The sequence below is a fragment of the Chryseobacterium contaminans genome (genome assembly GCF_001684955.1).
GTDB classification, from domain to species: domain Bacteria; phylum Bacteroidota; class Bacteroidia; order Flavobacteriales; family Weeksellaceae; genus Chryseobacterium; species Chryseobacterium contaminans.
In genome coordinates, this window is the sequence record NZ_MAYF01000001.1 from 109,267 (window position 1) to 129,478 (window position 20,212).

21 protein-coding genes are annotated in these 20,212 nt (G+C 35.9%); 7 read left to right on the forward strand and 14 right to left on the reverse strand.

Annotation, left to right across the window (positions count from 1 at the left end; genetic code table 11):
- The first annotated feature begins 50 nt into the window (after window positions 1-50).
- Window positions 51-1,121 carry a calcium:proton antiporter gene (locus tag BBH99_RS00490; protein ID WP_066690504.1) on the forward strand — a complete coding sequence of 357 codons (1,071 nt, stop codon included), beginning with the start codon at window positions 51-53 and terminating at the stop codon, window positions 1,119-1,121.
- 32 nt (window positions 1,122-1,153) lie between these two features.
- Here BBH99_RS00490 and BBH99_RS00495 read toward each other — a convergent pair whose 3' ends face one another.
- Entirely contained in the window at window positions 1,154-1,534 is a 381-nt protein-coding gene (locus BBH99_RS00495) for a group III truncated hemoglobin (protein ID WP_066690513.1), read from the reverse strand.
- 144 nt (window positions 1,535-1,678) lie between these two features.
- Between BBH99_RS00495 and BBH99_RS00500 the strand changes: the two genes are divergently transcribed.
- From BBH99_RS00500 to BBH99_RS00510, 3 genes are all read left to right on the forward strand, one after another.
- On the forward strand, window positions 1,679-2,650 hold the full coding sequence (locus BBH99_RS00500; RefSeq protein ID WP_066690516.1) for an ion channel: 972 nt from the start codon (window positions 1,679-1,681) through the stop codon (window positions 2,648-2,650).
- Window positions 2,651-3,139 carry a YkgJ family cysteine cluster protein gene (locus BBH99_RS00505; RefSeq protein WP_066690519.1) on the forward strand — a complete coding sequence of 163 codons (489 nt, stop codon included), beginning with the start codon at window positions 2,651-2,653 and terminating at the stop codon, window positions 3,137-3,139.
- 238 nt (window positions 3,140-3,377) lie between these two features.
- The gene (locus BBH99_RS00510; RefSeq protein ID WP_066690522.1) at window positions 3,378-3,701 is read left to right on the forward strand and encodes a hypothetical protein; all 324 of its coding nucleotides are present in this window, start codon (window positions 3,378-3,380) and stop codon (window positions 3,699-3,701) included.
- Between the two features lie 44 nt (window positions 3,702-3,745).
- On the opposite strand, the gene BBH99_RS00515 is transcribed toward BBH99_RS00510, so the two are convergent.
- From BBH99_RS00515 to BBH99_RS00530, 4 genes are all read right to left on the reverse strand, one after another.
- Window positions 3,746-4,114, reverse strand: coding sequence for an iron chaperone (locus BBH99_RS00515; RefSeq protein ID WP_066690525.1), 369 nt, complete (start codon window positions 4,112-4,114; stop codon window positions 3,746-3,748).
- A 129-nt stretch (window positions 4,115-4,243) separates the two neighbouring features.
- Window positions 4,244-5,602, reverse strand: coding sequence for an NADP-specific glutamate dehydrogenase (gene gdhA / locus BBH99_RS00520; protein WP_066690526.1), 1,359 nt, complete (start codon window positions 5,600-5,602; stop codon window positions 4,244-4,246).
- 190 nt (window positions 5,603-5,792) lie between these two features.
- Entirely contained in the window at window positions 5,793-6,902 is a 1,110-nt protein-coding gene (dprA, locus tag BBH99_RS00525; protein WP_066690528.1) for a DNA-processing protein DprA, read from the reverse strand.
- A gap of 33 nt (window positions 6,903-6,935) precedes the next feature.
- Window positions 6,936-7,703 carry a rhomboid family intramembrane serine protease gene (locus BBH99_RS00530; protein WP_066690530.1) on the reverse strand — a complete coding sequence of 256 codons (768 nt, stop codon included), beginning with the start codon at window positions 7,701-7,703 and terminating at the stop codon, window positions 6,936-6,938.
- Between the two features lie 250 nt (window positions 7,704-7,953).
- Here BBH99_RS00530 and BBH99_RS00535 point away from each other — a divergent pair, with 250 nt between their 5' ends.
- Together BBH99_RS00535 and BBH99_RS00540 are read left to right on the forward strand one after the other, a co-directional pair.
- Window positions 7,954-8,880 (forward strand): DUF3078 domain-containing protein, encoded by a 927-nt coding sequence (locus BBH99_RS00535; RefSeq protein WP_066690540.1) that lies wholly within the window; start codon window positions 7,954-7,956, stop codon window positions 8,878-8,880.
- Between the two features lie 225 nt (window positions 8,881-9,105).
- Complete coding sequence (locus BBH99_RS00540; RefSeq protein ID WP_066690542.1) at window positions 9,106-10,029, forward strand: DUF3078 domain-containing protein; 924 nt, start codon at window positions 9,106-9,108, stop codon at window positions 10,027-10,029.
- A 69-nt stretch (window positions 10,030-10,098) separates the two neighbouring features.
- Here the strand turns inward: BBH99_RS00540 and sufD are convergent, their stop codons facing one another.
- From sufD to BBH99_RS00570, 6 genes are all read right to left on the reverse strand, one after another.
- Complete coding sequence (gene sufD, locus BBH99_RS00545) at window positions 10,099-11,406, reverse strand: Fe-S cluster assembly protein SufD (protein ID WP_066690544.1); 1,308 nt, start codon at window positions 11,404-11,406, stop codon at window positions 10,099-10,101.
- 34 nt (window positions 11,407-11,440) lie between these two features.
- Window positions 11,441-11,779, reverse strand: a complete 339-nt coding sequence (locus BBH99_RS00550; protein ID WP_228390712.1) for a four helix bundle protein — start codon at window positions 11,777-11,779, stop codon at window positions 11,441-11,443.
- A gap of 82 nt (window positions 11,780-11,861) precedes the next feature.
- The gene (sufC, locus tag BBH99_RS00555; RefSeq protein ID WP_066690547.1) at window positions 11,862-12,605 is read right to left on the reverse strand and encodes a Fe-S cluster assembly ATPase SufC; all 744 of its coding nucleotides are present in this window, start codon (window positions 12,603-12,605) and stop codon (window positions 11,862-11,864) included.
- Window positions 12,606-12,623: 18 nt separating this feature from the next.
- Window positions 12,624-13,130 (reverse strand): GNAT family N-acetyltransferase, encoded by a 507-nt coding sequence (locus BBH99_RS00560; protein WP_066690550.1) that lies wholly within the window; start codon window positions 13,128-13,130, stop codon window positions 12,624-12,626.
- A 3-nt stretch (window positions 13,131-13,133) separates the two neighbouring features.
- Entirely contained in the window at window positions 13,134-14,582 is a 1,449-nt protein-coding gene (gene sufB / locus BBH99_RS00565) for a Fe-S cluster assembly protein SufB (protein ID WP_066690553.1), read from the reverse strand.
- Window positions 14,583-14,647: 65 nt separating this feature from the next.
- Window positions 14,648-14,977: a HesB/IscA family protein gene (locus BBH99_RS00570; RefSeq protein WP_066690556.1), complete on the reverse strand. Its 330-nt coding sequence runs from the start codon at window positions 14,975-14,977 to the stop codon at window positions 14,648-14,650.
- Window positions 14,978-15,123: 146 nt separating this feature from the next.
- On the opposite strand from BBH99_RS00570, the gene BBH99_RS00575 reads away from it, so the two are divergent.
- On the forward strand, window positions 15,124-15,975 hold the full coding sequence (locus tag BBH99_RS00575) for a GLPGLI family protein (RefSeq protein WP_066690558.1): 852 nt from the start codon (window positions 15,124-15,126) through the stop codon (window positions 15,973-15,975).
- A 156-nt stretch (window positions 15,976-16,131) separates the two neighbouring features.
- Here BBH99_RS00575 and ypfJ read toward each other — a convergent pair whose 3' ends face one another.
- From ypfJ to BBH99_RS00590, 3 genes are all read right to left on the reverse strand, one after another.
- The gene (gene ypfJ / locus BBH99_RS00580) at window positions 16,132-16,995 is read right to left on the reverse strand and encodes a KPN_02809 family neutral zinc metallopeptidase (RefSeq protein ID WP_066690561.1); all 864 of its coding nucleotides are present in this window, start codon (window positions 16,993-16,995) and stop codon (window positions 16,132-16,134) included.
- Window positions 16,996-17,105: 110 nt separating this feature from the next.
- A complete protein-coding gene (locus BBH99_RS00585) occupies window positions 17,106-17,978 on the reverse strand; it encodes a hypothetical protein (protein ID WP_066690563.1) in 873 nt (290 codons plus the stop codon).
- Between the two features lie 132 nt (window positions 17,979-18,110).
- The gene (locus BBH99_RS00590) at window positions 18,111-20,189 is read right to left on the reverse strand and encodes an LTA synthase family protein (protein WP_066690565.1); all 2,079 of its coding nucleotides are present in this window, start codon (window positions 20,187-20,189) and stop codon (window positions 18,111-18,113) included.
- Between the last annotated feature and the right edge of the window lie 23 nt (window positions 20,190-20,212).

Here is a 20,212-nt window from a genome sequence, read left to right on the forward strand (position 1 = left end):
TCTTTTGATCTTGAAAATATTATAGATTTTTTGTATTTTGTAGTCACTATATGAGACTTAAAGAACTTTTACATTACACCTATATTTTTCCTGTCCTTGCGGTAGGGTACTACTTTTCCGGACTGATGGGAACCGGCGTTATTTATGATATTATTGCCGGCGTTTTACTTATTGGGAGTGTTCTATCGGCAGTACACCATGCGGAAATGGTGGCTCATAAAGTAGGAGAACCTTTCGGAACCATTATCCTTGCTCTTTGTATTACCATTATTGAAGTAGCCTTAATCATCTCACTGATGGTTGCCGGCGGAGATCAGGCGATCACGCTGGCCAGAGATACCGTTTTCGCCGCCGTAATGCTGATCCTGAACGGAATTTTAGGGATCTGTATTCTGGTAGGAGGCGTCAAATACCATGAACAGTTCTTTGCAAGAACCTCAGCCACTACTTATCTGGTAAGTATCGTTTCCATTTTAGTGCTTACCCTTGTACTTCCTAACTTTACTTCAAGTGTTAACGGGCCTTTTTATAACGAAGCACAGCTTATTTTCATATCTATTGCCTGCCTTGCTATTTATGGAGTTTTCCTGATGGTACAGACGGTAAGGCACAGAAGCTACTTTGTTGTTCCCGATGAACATCCTGAAGAACATTATATTCCTACTTTAACAAAAACGCTTATCAGCTTTGGATTCCTGGTGGTTTGCCTGATTATTGTTGTTTTAATGGCAAAAGGACTTTCAGATACTATTGAAGGAATGGTACAGAGCGTAGGAGCTCCAAAATCACTTGTTGGGGTAATTATTGCAGCGGTTGTTCTTCTTCCGGAAGGAGTTGCGGCCATCAGAGCAGCAAGAAGTAATCAGATACAATCCAGTTTAAATCTGGCATTGGGATCTGCATTGGCAAGTATCGGATTAACAATTCCAGCTGTTTCTGTAGTTTGTATTATGTACGATATTCCTTTAGTTTTGGGATTGGATAAGAAAGATGTCATTCTTCTTTCCCTATCAGTCTTTATCGTTATGCTTTCATTAAGCCGTGGAAAGACAAATATCCTGTATGGAACCGTGCTTTTAGTGAACCTTGCTGCGTATATCTTTACGGTGATTGTTCCTTAAGAAGAGTCTCATAACATGAATCACGGAGCTTGTTAAAGTCTTCGGGCTAATTCCATTTTAAAGGCCATCAGCTTGGCTATATTTTCAGATTTATAGATGGCCATATCAGCATTTTCACCTACGAAATTTTCTTCAATGGTGGTTCTCCATAGTTCCAGCCATCTGTCGAAATGTTTTTGTTCCATAGCTTGTATTTCGTTGATCGGAAAATGTACTCCCATTGGATTTCCTTTGTAAGTCATCTGCCCAAAAAGGATAGATTCCCAAAATGAATACATCTTAGGAAGGTGTTTGTCCCAATCTACTTTGGCAATATCATTGAAGAAGAAACCAATAGTTTCATCTTTTACTACTTTAGCATAAAATGAATTAACCAGGTGTTCAATGTCTTCTCTTGATTTAAGCTTTTTCATATCCCAAATTTACTGTAAAATCAAATTGAATAAGTAAAGGATTCAATTGATAAAATTCATGAAAACAATATTTTATCTTTGTATCCGGAATAGGATGAAGGTCATGGTTAATAAATTAAACTATTAAAAAACAAATGAGATAAGATGACAAGAGGATTCAAAAAAAAGATCCGCCAGAAGAACACTGAGAACAGTGGCTTCGGAAGCAATGCCTCAGGAAGATTCATCAATAAAGATGGCCTGCCGAATGTAAAAAGAACGGGTGTGAATGTTTTCAACAGCCTGAGTTGGTATCATACCATGTTGAATCTGTCTTCGTTCCGTTTTATTTCGTATCTCGTTGTAGCCTATATCCTGATAAATCTTGTATTTGCAATGATCTATTATCTGATTGGAGTAGAACATCTTACAGGAATTGATAAAAGTGATCCGCTGAATGAATTTATTGATGTATTCTTTTTCAGTTCTCAGACGTTTACTACAGTTGGATATGGAAGAATTGCTCCTGTGGGCTTTTTAGCTAGTTTGGTAGCTACTTTTGAAGCTTTTCTGGGATTGCTTACCTTTGCCATTGCAACAGGTCTTTTTTATGGACGATTTTCAAGGCCGAGGGCTTATTTAAGATTTTCTGATATTGCGGTAATTGCTCCTTTTGAAGATAGTACGGCTTTAATGTTCAGATTAGCACCTTATAAGAACAATGCATTGACGGATGCTGATGTGATTGTTTCTACAGCGATTGAAGTGATTGAAAATGATGTTCCCAAAAGCAATTTTTACAGACTGGAAACTCATTTAAGTAAGATCAATACTCTGGCGTTGAACTGGACGGTTGTTCATAAGATCAATGAAAGTTCACCATTCTACGGCTTCTCTGAGGATGATTTTAAAAGCACGGATATTGAAATTATTGTTCAGGTAAGGGCATTTGACGAAGTATTTTCCAATACTGTAGTGCAGAGATCTTCCTATGTAACAGGAGAAATTGTATACGGAGCAAAATTTGTCCCGATGTATTATCCGGATAGAAAAAATCTTGCTACCATTTTAGATCTTGATAAGATCAATCAATATCAAAAAACAGATCTTCCTGTTCAGTCAGGAAATAAAGAATAAATGAATTTAGATTTTTATAAAAAACAAGCTTTACAAAAGCAGAAAGAACATAAAAAATTTCTGGACGGATTAAAGAAAAAGCCGCCCAAAAACCTCGATTATATAGTGCAGGAGACCCATGATGAAGTTTTTGATGAGATAGACTGTTTACAGTGCGCTAATTGTTGTAAAACCACTGGTCCGCTATATACTGAAAAGGATATCGAACGTATTGCGAAGCATCTACGAATGAAATCGGCTGATTTTGAAGCCAAATTTTTAAGAGTGGATGAAGACAATGATAAAGTACTTCAGAATCTCCCTTGCTATTTTCTGAATAGTGATAATACCTGTTCTATCTACGAAGTAAGGCCAAAAGCCTGCAGAGAATATCCTCATACGGATCGTAAAAAGATTTACCAGATCAATAATCTGATGTTGAAAAATACGGTGATTTGTCCGGCTGCTTTTGAATTTGTAGAGAAAATGATGAAGAATATCGGAAAATAAAGACTGAATAAAAACTAATAATAACTGTTAAAGCATTTATGATTAGTTTTAAAACCATAAAAGACTAAAAATAGTCATTCTTTGAGCCTTGAGAGGCTCTTTTTTTATGCTTGTGTGTTCTTTTTTATTTTTACAAATTCCTCTTAAAAAGTGATAAAGTCCGTTAAATAAGTTACTTACACATAATTTTTATAAATGACACTCCGTTTAGTTTAAACAATCATTTAAATATTACATTATGAAAAAGTTATTTTTAACGGCAGCGTTTACATTAGTCGGAGTAATCGCAGTATCGGCTCAAACACAAACCCAAACTCAGAAGCCAGCTGAAAGCACCACTAATAACCAGACAACAACAACTCAAACACAGCCGCAGACATCAGAGACCAAAACGGATTGGAATTCTACCACTACCACAACAAGTGGACAAAATACCACCGCAACGGAAGCATCAACAGCAACACCTGCTGGGGAAGCTACTGTGAGTACAGGAACTACGATGGAAGCCACTAAACCTGCAGAAGCAACAAAAGAGCAAAAGAAATCTAAAAAGAAAAAGTGATAGTACTTTAGCAAACACTAGTCTGAATCCTGAAATCTTGTATTTCAGGATTTTTTTTGTTCAATTTCTTTGATTTTGAAAGACACAATCTTGTTAATCAGATCTAATGGAATATCTTCATCTATTGGAAACTGTACAGCTCCTTTAGAAAATTTGTAATTCCTTTCTGCAAAATCTGTCTCAAAATTCTTAATTCCTTCAGCTCCGGGATAAAATCCGATATGCTTTTTATAACCGGCAAAATAAACCAAAGGCTTGCATTTATATTTAAAAGCAGGCATCTGATAGCCGATATATTCTTCAAGATCCGGAATCTGGGAATGGAGGGCTTTTCTTAGTTCAAGAAGCTTTTCCTGAACATTGATAGGGAATAAAAGGATGTAATCATCAATATTTTTAAAGGTGGTTTTCATACTTATAAAAATAAAAAAAGTGCTGCATATAGCAGCACTTTCTCCTTTCACTTTTTACTTTTTTCCCATTATCCCGGGAACAGGCTATATCAAAAAAGGTCGGGAGTTTTTCCCAACCTTTATTATTTTTTATACCACTCCTTGAGCTAACATTGCTTCTGCTACTTTTACGAAGCCCGCAATATTTGCACCTTTTACGTAGTTTACATACCCATCTTCGTCTTTTCCATAATCTCTACAAGCCTTGTGGATACCGATCATGATTTCCTTTAATCTTGCATCAACTTCTTCAGAAGTCCAGTTAAGACGGATAGAGTTCTGAGTCATTTCTAATCCTGAAGTAGCAACACCTCCAGCATTGGAAGCTTTACCAGGAGAGAATAATACTTTATTGTCTAAGAAATAGTTGATAGCGTCTAGTGTAGAAGGCATGTTAGCCGCTTCTGTTACACAAACACATCCGTTTTCAACTAATTTTCTTGCATCGTCTAGATCTAATTCGTTTTGAGTAGCTGAAGGGAATGCTACGTCACACTTCACTTCCCAAGGACGTTTTCCAGCATGGAATTCAGCAGATGGATATTTTTTAGCATAGTCTTCAGCTCTGTTGTTCCCTGAAGATCTAAGTTCTAATAAATAATCGATCTTTTCTCCACTAATACCATCTTTATCATAGATATATCCGTCAGGACCAGAGATTGTTACTACTTTAGCACCAAGTTCTGTAGCTTTTTTGATAACTCCCCAGGCTACGTTTCCGAAACCTGATACTGTTACCGTTTTTCCTTGGAAATCCTGTCCGATTGTTTTAAGCATCTGCTCAGCGAAGTATACTACTCCGTATCCTGTAGCTTCAGGACGGATTAATGAACCTCCGTAAGCAAGTCCTTTCCCTGTAAGAACTCCCGTAAATTCGTTTCTGATTTTCTTGTATTGTCCGAATAGGTAACCAATTTCTCTTGCTCCTACACCGATATCTCCTGCAGGTACGTCTGTTTCAGGACCGATGTGTTTACATAATTCTGTCATGAAAGCCTGGCAGAAACGCATTACTTCCATATCAGATTTACCTTGTGGATCGAAATCTGAACCTCCTTTACCACCACCCATTGGAAGAGTAGTTAAAGAGTTTTTAAACACTTGCTCAAAAGCTAAGAACTTAAGAACTGATAAGTTTACAGTAGGGTGGAAACGGATTCCTCCTTTGTATGGTCCAATAGCAGAGTTCATTTGGATTCTGAAACCTCTGTTAACCTGAATTTCTCCTTTATCGTCAACCCATGGAACTCTGAAGATAATAATTCTTTCAGCTTCAGCCATTCTTTCAAGCAGCTTCATTCCGTTATATTCTTTTCTCGTAGCAATGAATGGAATTACTGTTACGGCAACTTCTTTTACAGCCTGTAAGAATTCCGGTTCGTTAGGATTTTTTGCTTCAATTTTTGCAATAAACTCTTGGATTTTCTGGTCAATATTATATTGTTCCATATATTAAGGTTGAATATTATTGTCAACAAATTTAATTTTTTTTTCAAGATTCACAACACTCTATTTTAACATTGTTAAAAATTAAATAATAATGTTTTGAAATATTATTAAATTGATAATTTGTGATTAAAATTTGTTAAAAATTAAATGTTATGTATGAAATAATGCAGTATTAAGAAATCGTTAATTCTCAATTTGCGATAAATTGTCTCCCGGAAAATGATTTTACTTTCCCTAAAAGCTCCAATTCTAAAATAATCGGTAAAATTTTGTGAGAGGGAAGGTCAGTTTCCTGTGCAAGATCATCCAGAGAAATCTGTGGGCTCTGTTTGATGAATTGATAAATAGTTTCCTGAATTTCAGTTAATTGTATCGTTGTTTCGCTGTAAGGGAAAAGCTCTGCAATTTTTTCTTTTGGATTATTGAAGCCAAGCATGCTTACCAGATCTTTGATGGTAGAAATCGCTGTTGCTTTGTTATGCAGAATCAATTGATTACAACCTTGGCTATGAACATCAGTAATTTTTCCCGGAAGCGCAAAAACATCTCTGTTATAATCATTGGCGAAGGCAGCCGTGCTTACAGAACCACCTCCAAACCCTGTTTCCACAACAATGGTTGCAGGAGAAAGTCCGGCAACAATCCTATTTCTCTGAATAAAATTTTCACGGTCCGGTTTTCTTGCTGAATTGAATTCGGTTAACAAGACACCTCCTTCCTGAAGAATTTTCTCTGATAGTTTCCTGTTTTTAGCAGGGTATAAGAATTCAAAACCATGAGCAAGAACTGCAATAGTAGGTTTCTTATTCAGGATAGATTGCTCATGAACTTCTTTATCAACTCCTAAGGCAAGGCCGCTTACAGAAACATATTGGCAAGATTGTGTGGCTTCAAAAAAGTCTCCGATAAACTGTTTTCCATAAGGAGTTATATTGCGGGTTCCCACAATACTTATTTTTTGATGGGATTCATCAATGCTCCCTTTTTGATAGAGGATTGCAGGAGCATCAATGCATTCATTAAGAAGAGAGGGTATTTCCCCAAGATGTCTTAATTTGATTTGGATACTGTTCTTCTCACAAAACGAAAGTTCTTTTTCTGCAAACTTCAGATGGCTTTCATTCCCAATATCAGCAACTGTTTTTGGGCCAATTCCTTCCAGCTTTTTATATTCTCTCTTTGCTTTTTTCCATGCATTTTCTGCACTTCCAAATGTTCTTACAAGTTTATGGAAATTGATGTCACCAATCTGGCTGCTTTCGCGTAAAGCAATAGCATATAAATATTCTTCGGAAATCATGTGTGTTTTTTATCAAATGTAATGAATTAAGTTTTATTTTCTTCTTAATTCATCCAAACGATCCCAAATATCATCTCTTTTTTTGTAAGGAAGTTCCATAAAGTCTTCCGGATGGTTTTCTTTATATTCCTGCCATAATTTATCATCCTTTTCACTATAGTAATTGGGATACTCCCAAATGAATTTTTTCTTTTTCTCACCTATATTTTTAAAAGCAAAAGCAATAATACTCCCTACAATAGCACCGGAAAGGTGTGCCTGCCAAGATATTTTGCTGGGTTCCTGCATATTGTAGAATAGCTCTTCAGGAAGCATACCCCACACTAAACTTCCGTAATATAAAACAACAAGCAAAGAAATGGTCAGAAGCTTCATATTCCATTTGAAAACACCACTGAAAAAGAGGAAAAAGGCCAGTACATATACTACACCGCTGGCTCCAATGGTACAGGTGTACATATACTCTCCGGTCATAATATCTATAGGAGGAAGAAGCCATACCAAAAGTCCCGTGGCTATCCATCCGATAAAGAAAACCTTGTTGGCCACTAAGGGATAGAATTGATACAACAGAAACATGAGTGCGGCTATAGGAATAGAGTTGCCTATAATATGATCTATATTTCCATGTAAAAGAGGAGACGTAAGGATTCCCAAAAGTCCTTCCGGAACAAGAGGAATAATGGCTCCGAAGCAACTTCCAAAAAAGCCATGCATTTGTAAAAAATATCCGAACCACATTGCAGACAGCATCAGCAAAGGGTATATAATCGCTCTTTTGGAAATTACATTTTTAAACATGGAGATTGTACGTCAAATCAAAAGCCAATAGTAAATTTCGGAAAATTTGTCGACGAAACAGTTTTTACCCGCTTGATTTTAAGACAAAAGGTATCAAATTTGATTTTTAAGCCAATTATTTTGGCATTGATTGTATTGAAGTGTTTTGTTGTCAGTAGGTTGAAAACAGAAAAAGTACATTGTTTATCGGGAAATTTTACCTCTGAAAAAAATTATATTAATATTTTTGCATTGAAAATTATTTAGAGTAATGAAGAAGTTTTTATTGATTCTTTCCATATTCATGGGGATTTATGCAAGTGCACAAGAAGAATTAAAAAAAGATTCCGTAGTGGTAGACACAGTAAAATACTGGTCGGTGTTAGGAAAAAACACTTTAATGATTAACCAGGCTGCCTTTTCAAATTGGGTAGGAGGTGGAGCCAATAACGTAGGGTGGCTTGCCGGTATCAATTATAATATTACCTATGAAAAAGACAATGACCTTTGGGAAAATATTATTATTCTTGGATATGGGCAGAATGATACCAAAGGATTGGGAATAAGAAAGACCCAGGATGTTATCAATGTTTCTACCAATTACGGGCGAAAGTTTTCCAAAAGCTGGTATTTCTCTTTAGGAGCTGGTTTGCAGTCCCAGTTTGCTCCGGGATACGAGGATGGTAATAATCCGGAAGCGAAAAAAATCTCAAACTTTATGGCTCCAGGCTATCTGAACGTAGGTATGGGTATCACATACAGGCCGAATGATGACTTAACCGTAACTTTACGTCCTACCAATGCCAGATGGACTTTTGTGTTGGATAAAGAACTTCAGCTTGCCGGAAATTATGGTTTAAAAACTGATGGAGCAACTTCATTGCTACAATTTGGTTTCCTGGGAACGGCCGTTTATAAGCTTAAGATTATGGAAGATATTCACTTAACCAATACAGCCTCTGTCTTTTCAAATTATCTGGATCGTCCTGACCGATTGGTGCTTGCTTATGGAGCGCTTCTGAATCTGAAAGTCAATAAATATATCTCATCAAATATCTCATTGGATTTACTGTACGATCACAATCAGATTGAAAAAACACAGCTAAAACAAACATTGGGAATTGGTTTTGCCTATACCCTTGATAATGGAGTCAAACGTTCGGACCGTAAAGATAGTCAGTGGTGGATCAAAAAATAAATCAGTAATATTATTTCAATAATAAAGCACTTCATTTTGAGGTGTTTTTTTATTTTGAAACTTTTGTATTTAAGTTGTTTTAAGTTCGCTAAGTTGATGATCTATATTTAAATAATTTATTTCCAGTGTTTTGTAGGAGTGAAAACATGTTGAATCAATTCATTTTAAGGTGAGTTTTATCTTGGCGTAAATTATTATTTATACATTTGTAGGAAATCGTTAATTATGAAAAAAGTTTTATTGATCGCTTCTGTTTCTTTTGCGGCTATGGCTATGGCGCAGGAAACAAAAACTGATGCTCCTGCAACAGACACCGTTAAAGCCTGGTCTATCCAGGGACAAAATACTTTAATGCTTAACCAGGCCGCCTTTTCAAACTGGGTAGGTGGTGGAGCCAACAACGTAGGATGGCTTGCTGGTGTTAATTACAACCTTACTTATGAGAAAGGTAAAGATCTTTGGGAAAATATTATTATTCTTGGTTACGGGCAGAACAACACGCAGGGTACGGGAGTAAGAAAAACCCAGGATGTTATCAATCTTTCTACAAACTATGGTAGAGAATTCGCTAAAAACTGGTATTTCTCTGCTGGTGCTGGACTTCAGACTCAATTTGCTCCGGGATACGAGGATGGTAATAATCCGGATGCTAAGAAAATTTCAAACTTTATGGCTCCGGGATATCTGAATCTGGGTGCAGGGGTTACTTATCGTCCAAATGATAATTTTACTGTTACCCTACGTCCGGCGAATGCCAGATGGACTTTTGTGTTGGATAAAGATCTTCAAAAAGCAGGAACTTACGGACTTAAAAATGATGGGGATTCTTCTCTTTTCCAGTTCGGTTTCCTGGGAACTGCGATGTACAAGCTGAAAATTATGGAGAACATTACTTTGCTTAATACGGCTTCTGTATTCTCAAACTATCTGGATCATCCGGAAAGATTAGTTCTTGGATATAGCGGGGTTTTAAGTATGAAAATCAATAAATATATTTCCACGAATGTAACTTTAGATTTGTTATACGATCACAACCAGATATGGAAAACGCAGTTGAAACAAACTCTGGGAGTTGGTTTAGCATATAATTTTGATAACGGAAAGAAACGTTCAGAAAATAAAGACAATCAAAGCTGGCTGAAAAAATAATTTCAAGCTATAAAACAATAAAAAAGCACTTCTTTTGAAGTGCTTTTTTATGTATCAATATATTAACGATTAAAATTCTATATCTACTTCCAGTTTCTCAGCCAAAAGCTTTGAAATTTTCTCTTTTAGAGGCTCAATATCGATGTTTTGCATGGCATCATTAGCAAAGGCATATAGAAGCAAAGCCTGAGCTTCTTTCTTAGAGATTCCTCTGGCTCTTAAATAGAACAGGGCATCTTCATTAAGCTGGCCTACTGTACATCCGTGAGAACATTTTACATCATCAGCAAAAATCTCTAACTGAGGTTTTGTGTCAATACTAGCGCCTTCACTTAGCAATACGTTATTGTTCTGCTGATAAGCATTGGTCTTCTGAGCAATTTTATCAACAAAAACTTTTCCGTTGAAAACTCCGTGAGCATTGCCATCAAAGATTCCTTTGTAGTTCTGATAACTCTCACAGTTCGGGAAGTTGTGGTGAACTGCTGTATGATGATCTACCAACTGATCTTTCCCAATAATGGTGATTCCGTTCATGAATGAATTGATATTGGATCCATTATGAATAAAATCAAGGTTGTTTCTTACCAGTTTACCTCCGAAAGAGAATGTATTTACAGTCGTTAAACTGTCTTTCTCCTGTTTTGCAAAGGTATTATCTACAAGGTAAGAAGTATTGTTATCGTTCTGAAGTTTGTGCCAGTCTGCTTTTGCATTTGGGTAAGTGAAGATTTCCGTCACAGAGTTGGTGAACACATACGTGTCATCAAAATTGTGATGGCTTTCAATAACTTCAACTTTAGCTCCTTCTTCTACGATCAATAAATTTCTTGTATTGTAGAATGTATTTTCTTCCTGATTCTGAGAAATGTAGAAAACATGAATTGGCTTTTCAATCACTACGTTTTTAGGAACTTTCAAAAAGAAACCATATTTGCAGTAAGCAAGGTTTAAGTTTGTGAAAGCTGAATCTTTGGAAGCAATGGTATTGAAATATTTTTCAAATACCTCTTTATGTTTATCATCATTCAATGCGTAATTGAATGAAAGGAACTCTACATTTTCAATAGAAACTTTAGAAAGTTCTTTGTGAAGTTTACCGTTTACGAAAACAATCCAATCAAAATTTTCTTCACCAAGGTGCAATTCATCAAATTGTTCTTTAGTGATGTTGTGGTTTTCTTTCGGGAAGAAGTTGTAGCTTTTTTCCGTGATCTCCTTTAGATTGGTATATTTATATTCTTCGTCTTTTTTTGTCGGAAAACCAATGTTTTCAAACTTCTGAAGAGCAGCTTTTCTATCGTCATCCAGAAATCTGTGACGAAGGCTCTCCAAAAACTCATTATGGTTTTCAATGATTTGTTCTTTTAAACTCATTGTTTATTTGAAATTTGAGATTTGAGATTTGAAATTATAGACGGTTAAATTTATTTCCGTTATGTTCAGTAGTTTTTAAGTACTTCATAAATCCTGAAATCATTTTTGATAAATCCGCATAATCTTTTTTCAAATCATTAAATTCATTTTCGTTAATAAAATTTCTATCAAATGCTCTGATTAATTGTGATCTTACCTCACCACATGAACCTTTTGACATTGATAGAAAGTTAATAAACTCTTTATTTCCCTCCCTTTCAAAACCTTCTGCAATATTATCCATGACAGAAGCCGATGATCGGTCGATTTGATTTTTAATATTTTGACTGCAATTTGAATTTTGTATTACTGAGATATAAATTTTTTGGCACAATTCTCAGGATTTCTTCCAAATGTCTAAATCCTCAAAGTTGTTTATTGTTGCCATAATTTCAAATCTCAAATTAAATTTCAAATTAATTTAAAAGCCAGTCGTATCCTTTTTCTTCAAGCTCTAATGCTAAAGATTTATCACCAGTTTTGATGATTTTTCCGTTAGCAAGAACGTGAACAAAGTCAGGTTGAATATAGTTAAGCAATCTTTGATAGTGTGTAATCAAAAGAACTGCGTTTCCTTCGTTTTTAAAAGCATTTACACCGTCTGCAACAATTCTCAGTGCATCGATGTCTAATCCTGAATCTGTTTCATCCAGAATCGCTAATTTCGGGTCAAGCATCATCATCTGGAAGATCTCGTTTCTTTTCTTTTCACCTCCTGAGAAACCTTCGTTCAGAGATCTTGAAAGGAAATCTTTTTTGATTCCTAATTTTTCAGATTTTTCACGGATTAATGCAAGCATTTCTTTTGCCGGCATTTCTTCCAATCCGTTTGCTTTTCTTGTTTCGTTTAAAGCAGCTTTGATGAAGTTCGTTACAGAAACTCCCGGGATTTCCACTGGATACTGGAAAGATAGGAAGATTCCTTTGTGTGCTCTGTCTTCAGGAGCATCTTCAATGATGTCTTCTCCCTGGAAAAGGATTTCTCCACCTGTCACTTCGTAATCTTCTTTTCCAGCGATTACAGAAGAAAGGGTAGACTTACCAGCTCCGTTTGGCCCCATGATAGCGTGAACTTCTCCTGGTTTTATTTCAAGGTTGATCCCTTTTAATATTTCTGCGCCATCTTCAATTTTGGCGTGAAGGTTTTTAATTTCTAACATTTTATTTGCTTAAACAAATTATTTTTGAATTCGATATACTAAACTTTCAGGTTGACCGGGAACGTCATTTAGGGTTCCGATTTTGATCATACCTGCCTTTTCTAAAACTTTAACAGAAGCTAAATTACTGGGACGGACAATGGCAAATATTTCTTCTTTATTGTCTTCATTAACCCCCAATTCTATAGCTTTCTTTGTGAATTCTGTGGCATATCCTTTCCCCCATGCCTGGGAAGCAAAACGATAGCCTAAATTCAATTTTTCTTCTTCTCCGTAGAGTTTATAGCTCAGTCCGCCAAAACCTATTACATTTTCAGGGCTTTCCTTTTCTGCAATTGCCCAGCTTCCGAAATGATACGTTTCCCAATGTTCAAGCATTTTGGTAAATGTACCTTCTGCTTTTTGAAAACTCATAGGGCCGCTTGGGTTATGAATATTGGTTTCAGGGTCATGATTAATTTCGAAGAATTTTTCAAAATCTTCTTTTGTAGGTTTTCTTAAAATTAATCTTTCTGTAGCTATCATTATTTATCCTACTGATCCTTCTAATGAAATCTCAAGTAACTTCTGTGCTTCAATAGCAAATTCCATTGGAAGTTTATTAAGAACTTCTTTACTGAAACCGTTTACGATCAAAGCAATTGCTCTTTCCGTATCAATACCTCTTTGGTTACAGTAGAAAATCTGATCTTCTCCAATTTTTGAAGTGGTTGCTTCGTGCTCCAGCTGTGCAGTAGGATCTTTAATTTCAATGTAAGGGAAAGTATGTGCACCACATTCATTACCCATCAATAAAGAATCACATTGAGAGAAGTTTCTTGCTCCTTTTGCAGAAGGCATCACTTTTACCAGTCCTCTGTATGAGTTCTGAGATTTTCCTGCAGAAATACCTTTAGAAATAATCGTTGATTTGGTATTTTTTCCAATGTGGATCATTTTTGTTCCTGTATCTGCATATTGGTGATTGTTGGTTACCGCGATAGAGTAGAACTCACCAATAGAGTTATCACCTTTCAGAATACAAGATGGATATTTCCATGTTACAGCAGAACCTGTTTCAACCTGAGTCCATGAGATTTTTGCATTTCTTTCGCAAAGTCCTCTTTTCGTTACAAAGTTGAATACCCCACCTTTTCCTTCTTCATTACCAGGGTACCAGTTTTGTACCGTTGAATATTTAATTTCAGCGTTGTCTAATGCGATCAGTTCCACTACCGCAGCGTGAAGCTGGTTCTCATCTCTTGACGGTGCTGTACATCCTTCAAGGTAAGAAACATAACTTCCTTCATCTGCAATCACAAGAGTTCTTTCAAACTGTCCTGTTCCTGCCTGGTTGATACGGAAGTAAGTGGACAGTTCCATCGGACATTTTACTCCTTTAGGAATATAGCAGAAACTTCCGTCAGAGAATACTGCGGAGTTTAATGCTGCATAGAAGTTATCTCCTCTAGGAACTACTTTTCCAAGATATTTTCTTACTAAATCAGGATGGTTTTTAATAGCCTCAGAAATAGAACAGAAAATAATTCCTTTTTCTGCCAATGTATCCTGGAATGTGGTTTTCACAGAAACTGAGTCCATTACAATGTCTACTGCAACTCCTGAAAGTCTTTTTTGCTCCTCAATGTTAATCCCTAGCTTTTCGAAAGTTTTCAATAACTCCGGATCTACTTCATCAAGGCTGGCCAATTCAGGCTTAACTTTTGGAGCAGCGTAGTAACGGATCGCTTGAAAATCCGGTTTTTCATATTTGATATTCGCCCAAGTAGGCTCTACCATTTTCTGCCAGATTTTGAAAGATTCCAAACGCCATTCAGTCATCCATTCCGGTTCCTCTTTTTTAGCAGAGATGGCACGGATGATATCCTCATTTAAACCAATCGGGAAATCTTCATAATCAATTTTGGTTTCCCAACCGAATTCGTATTTTTTATTTTCTAGATCGACTCTTAAATCGTCTTCAGTATATTTACTCATTATAATTTTTTAGATTTCAGATTTAGACATCATATTTTTGAAGTCTAGGATCTTATGTCTTTTCTCTAAAGACTAAATGATTCTCCACATCCACATGTTCTGGATGCGTTCGGGTTGTTAAAAACAAACCCTTTTCCGTTCAATCCTCCTGAATATTCAAGAGTGGTTCCTGCTAAATAAAGGATGGATTTTTTATCTATAATAATTTTAATGTTATTATCTTCAAAAATCTGATCTGTTTCTGTTTTTTGGTTGTCAAACTTTAAAACATACTCTAAACCAGAGCATCCGCCACTTTTTACCCCAACTCTTATATAATCTTCAGCAGGGTTAAAACCATCTTCCGTCATCAACTGGATGGCTTTCTCCTTTGCATGGTCTGATACTTTTATCATTGTATTTATTTAGAATGATTTAATGACGCAAAAATACGAACAAAAATCAGGATATAAAAATCAGCATTTTTATTTTATCAATTTTTATCATTGATGAGTTTAACCTTGGTAATCTTTTGAAATCCAAAACATAAATTGACTTGAATATGAAAAGAATAGGCATTATTGCTCTGGCGCTGTTTATACAGCAGGTTTCTGCACAAACTAACCGGTTTGTATATCAGGTAACCATGAAGCCGGACGCTGAAAATAAAGCAGATATTAAAACCGAAAATGCTTATCTTGATATTTCTCAGGACAAATCGGTTTTTTATTCTGAAAACAGAATAAAAAGGGACTCTATCATGCAGAAAGCCTTTCAGAGCGGTGGCGGAAGAGGAAGTATCAGCAGGGATCAAATGGAAGGTCTTAGATCCAATATCAATTATTCGGTAGAGAAAGATAAAACCAGTCAGAAAACTTATTTTAAAGACAGAATAGGAAGGGATATTTATTTGTATGAGGAAGACAGACCTTTAAATTGGAAAATTTCTTCTGAAACAAGAAAAATAGGTGATTACAAGGTTCAGAAGGCAGAAACAGATTTTGCCGGAAGAAAATGGACAGCATGGTTTACCACAGATCTTCCTTATCAGGACGGCCCTTATAAGTTTGGTGGGCTTCCAGGACTGATTGTAAAAGTGGAAGATGATAAAGGGGATTATTCTTTCGATCTGATGAAGAATTATAAAATTGCAGAACTTCCCGCTTTAAATCAGTTCGGAAATACTTTAAAAGTAAAAAGAAGTGATTTTGTAAAGCAACAGCAAAAGTTTAAAACAGACCCGATGTCATTTATGAATCAAGGATCAGGTGGTGGTATGGCCACTACGATGCGAATAGGTGGCGGAAGAGGTCCGGGAGGAGGAAATCAGGATCCTGCTGATATGAGAAAACGAATGGAAGAAAGAGTGAAGGAAGAAGCTAAAAAGAACAGCAATCCGATTGAGTTACAATAAGAAATGTATTCTCACTAAACCTAACAGGTTTCCAAAACCTGTTAGGTTTAAATCAATAGGATAGAAGAAATAAAGTAAGCTTTATTCAATAGCAAGAAAATAAAAATCGCCAGTGAAAATTTTCACTGGCGATTTTTATATAATGTAAGTCTATTTTTATTTTAAAAGCTGGTTGAAAGTATCACCTTGTCTGATATCTCCAGTGTTGTATCCTTTCATAAACCATTCTTTGCGCTGTTCTGATGATCCGTGTGTAAAGCTTTCCTGATTTACATATCCTTGTCCTCTTCTTTGGATATTATCATCTCCAACGGCTTCAGCAGCTTCTATAGCGGATTGAATATCTCCCGGTTCCAGAATTTTTTTAGAATCATCGGTACGTTTTGCCCATACACCGGCATAGAAGTCGGCCTGTAATTCTGTAGCTACAGATACTCTGTTCATTTCAGCCTCTGAATATCTTCCGCTTCTTCTCAGAGCATCTACCTTTTGAGTTGTTCCCAGAAGAGTTTGTACGTGATGCCCCATTTCGTGGGCGAGAACATAGGCTACTGTAAATTCAGTTACTTTGGCTCCGAATCTTTGTTGAAGCTCACCGAAAAACTCCATGTCCATATAGATTTTCTGATCAGCCGGGCAGTAAAAAGGTCCCATAGCAGACTGTGCTGTACCGCATCCGGAGCTGGTGGTGTTTTCAAAGAGTACAATTCTGGGTTCAGAAAAAGTCATACCATTTTCTTTAAAGATCTGACTCCAGGTTAAGGTATTCCATCCTGACATCATATCAACCATTTCGCCAATCTGTTTTTCTTGTGCAGTAAGCTCTCTTCTTTCTCCTGTATTTCCTGAAGGCTGTATGCTGCCAGAATTTAAAATCCCGGAAGGATCGCCTCCCAAAAAGAAAACAATAGCTGCTATAATTAAAGTTCCGAGTCCGCCGCCTACAATCATACCGCCTCCTCCGCCTCCGGAGCCACGGCGATCATCAACGTTTCCGCCTCTGTCGTCTGTCCATCTCATAAAAATATCTTTTTTTGTGTCGTAAATTTATAAAATTTAAGTTTATAATAATTAAAATGTTGAGATTGAAAGATTTTTATTGAGTTGATTATATCTCCGAATCAATTTTTCTATTCCTCATTGAACTTTTCTCTGAGAACTTTTTTATAGTACTCTTTATTATGGCCGTTGATATGTTCCAGGTAATTGTACTTCTGCCAAAAATATTGTTTTTGGCAGTTTTGAGGAAGATACTGGTTAATTGCATCATCATCAGTATGTTCAACAATGGGATAAGTGGGAAGCTCCATCGATAATAGAGATCTATTTTTTGCTAAAATCTCAATAACCTTATAATGTAAAGATGCTGTACAGCTGAATTTGGGAATATCTGTTTCTATATATTTTTTATAGTAGTAATTAAGAACTTCTTTTTTGAAGTTTTTATCATGATGATCTATTGTAGTAAACAGGGTATAAAGCCAATTATATTTGATATAATTTTTTAATCGTTTGATGGATATTTTATCTTCCGGCGAAACAGTAATGTTAGATAATTTGATTTTCTTTAAAATATCTACAAGAAGTAATTCCGAGGTATTTTTTAGCTCGCTGATATTCTTCTTCTGACCAATTTGTTCGTAAGTATTTATTTTTCCAAAAGTCTCAATAGCTAATTGTTGGGTAAGATATTCATGACGTTCGGCCTGATCCCCGGTGTAAACAAATTTATTATCCTTTTCTATAGAGAGATTTAACTTTTCCGTTGGCTCAAGAAATAGAGCCATATTTTGAATAAGCTCATTGGGAATATTAATGGTTATGGTATTAGTTTCGGTAAACTCTTTTTTATCCCTGTTATTGAGTGTGATATCCTTTTTACCATTCTTTATGATGATAGGCTTACCAGTGTTATTGATAACGGTAAGCTTCTGTGCTTTTACTCCTGAAAATAAAAATAAGAGGATGAAAAACATCCTCTTATGCTGAAATAAATATTTCATATTTTAAAGTATCAATTCAGTAGAAAAACGAATTTTAATGTTATTCCCGAATTGTTGGTTTTGGTTAATGTTTTCTTCTTTTAAATATAAATAAAATATCTATTGAAAATTAGTTTTATAAAATAACCTGTCTTAGCGGTTAAGTTGTTTGGTTTTCAACCAATAAGATGTTGATTGGTAAGCTGAAATGGCATCATCTACGAGTTTCTGATCTTTATCTTTCAAGAGCTTTTCATCATAATACAGCTTAAATTCAGGTGCAAGATCACTTTTCTCCAGTTCAAGAGAATATTGTTTTGCTTTCTTAACCGGAGAAATGATGGTTAAACGGTTGTTTTTTACAAAACCAAGATCCTGGTAAGTAGCAATATAAGCTTTAGGCTGGAATTCCGGCTTGAAAACATCCTGACCCAGGAATTTAGATTGATAGCTGAAATTCAGCAATCCGAAAAGAGTAGGCATCACATCAATCTGAGACATCAATGCATCAAACTTCTGTGGCTGGATAAATCCTTCTGAGAAGATCATCGCAGGGATTCTGTACTTATCCATTGGAAGTTCTGTTTTTCCGGCGCTGGATGCACAGTGGTCTGCAATAATAACAAAGACTGTATTTTTATACCATTCCTGTTTTTTCGCCATATCAAAAAACAGCTTTAGAGAGTAGTCTGTATATTTTACACCTCCTTCACGGGATTTTGAAGTTCCCGGGATATCAATTCTTCCATCAGGATAGGTGAAAGGTCTGTGGTTGGAAACTGTCATCCAGTGATTAAAGAATGGTTTTCCTGATTTGGCTTCAGCATTCATTACCTGAATGGCTTTTCTGGCCATATCTTCATCTGCAACACCCCAAACATTGGCAAAAGTAATTTCTTCCGGTTTAAAGTTATTCCTGTCTACAATATCATAGCCGTTTCCACCAAAAAAGTCCTGCATATTATCAAAATAGCTGTATCCGCCATATAGGAATTTCACATCATATCCTTTTGATTTGAATACATTTCCTGTAGTGAATTTGTTTTTATTATCATTTCTTTTGATGATACTTTCTCCAGCCGTAGGAGGAATACAAAGGGTTAAAGCTTCCAGCCCGCGCACAGTTCTGTTTCCTGTGGCATAAAGGTTGGTAAACATTAGGGATTTATCGGCAAGGCTATCCAGGAATGGAGTGATTTTTTGAGTATTTCCATAATGTTCAAGGAAATCTGCGGAAAGACTCTCAATAGAGATCAATACTACATTTTTCTTTACTTCTGGCTGTTCAGCGATAATATTTCTTGCTAAAGTATGCTGTGGATATTGGCTTAAGAAATTCTTCTCTGCCTGCTTTTGGTCTAGCTGAGAATAAAACTGGAAATAATCAAGTTCATTATGAGTGAATGCCCAGTAGAATTTAGGAAGTCCGTTGGCTTCAATTTCATCTGCAAAAACATTGTCAGATTTCATCTGCATTAATGATGGAAGGGTCATTAAGCTGATGGCACAAAGTACAGCAAAAGATCCCAGTAAGATCAATTTCTGTTTGAAGTTGGGCAGTTCCAGTAATTCGTCTTTCGTCTTTTTATAGATGAACCATGTAATGGCTAATGTGACAAGCATTATACCAGAAAACAGAGGAATAACAGGATAACTTTCCATGATATTTCCAATGACCTCATTGGTATAGATTAAGTAATCTACTGCAATAAAGTTATAGCGTACCCCAAATTCATTATAGAAGAAATATTCACTTACTCCATTGAAGATGATAAGCAGTACATACAACAATAAGGTGATAAAATATAAAACATTGCGGATCTTTATCCTTTGGGTAGGAAGGAAAAGCATCAAACCAAACAGGAATGCTTTTATTCCCACAAAGGAAAGGGCTATTTCCGTTACAGAACCTCCGTATTGTTTGAAAATATTGTTTGGAATAAGCCAGATGTACAGGAAAAATGCAACCAATGCTCCAAAAATAATATACCCGTAGGGCTTTTTATATTTTGAATTGGAGAGGAATAAAAAGTAGAGTGCAAGGATGGAACTGGCAAGAATAAAAACAAAAATATCGTTGATAAGACCTACAAACAGTACTTTAATGATCTCAAAAAATCCAAAACTGGCTGTAGTGATAGGGTGGAAAAAGAATATCGTCCTTATCATTAAGGAAATAATCAGATAAAAAATTCCTAAATATAGGAAAGGTTTTATTTTTTTTAGAAACATGGATTTATGGTCTACGATTTTCG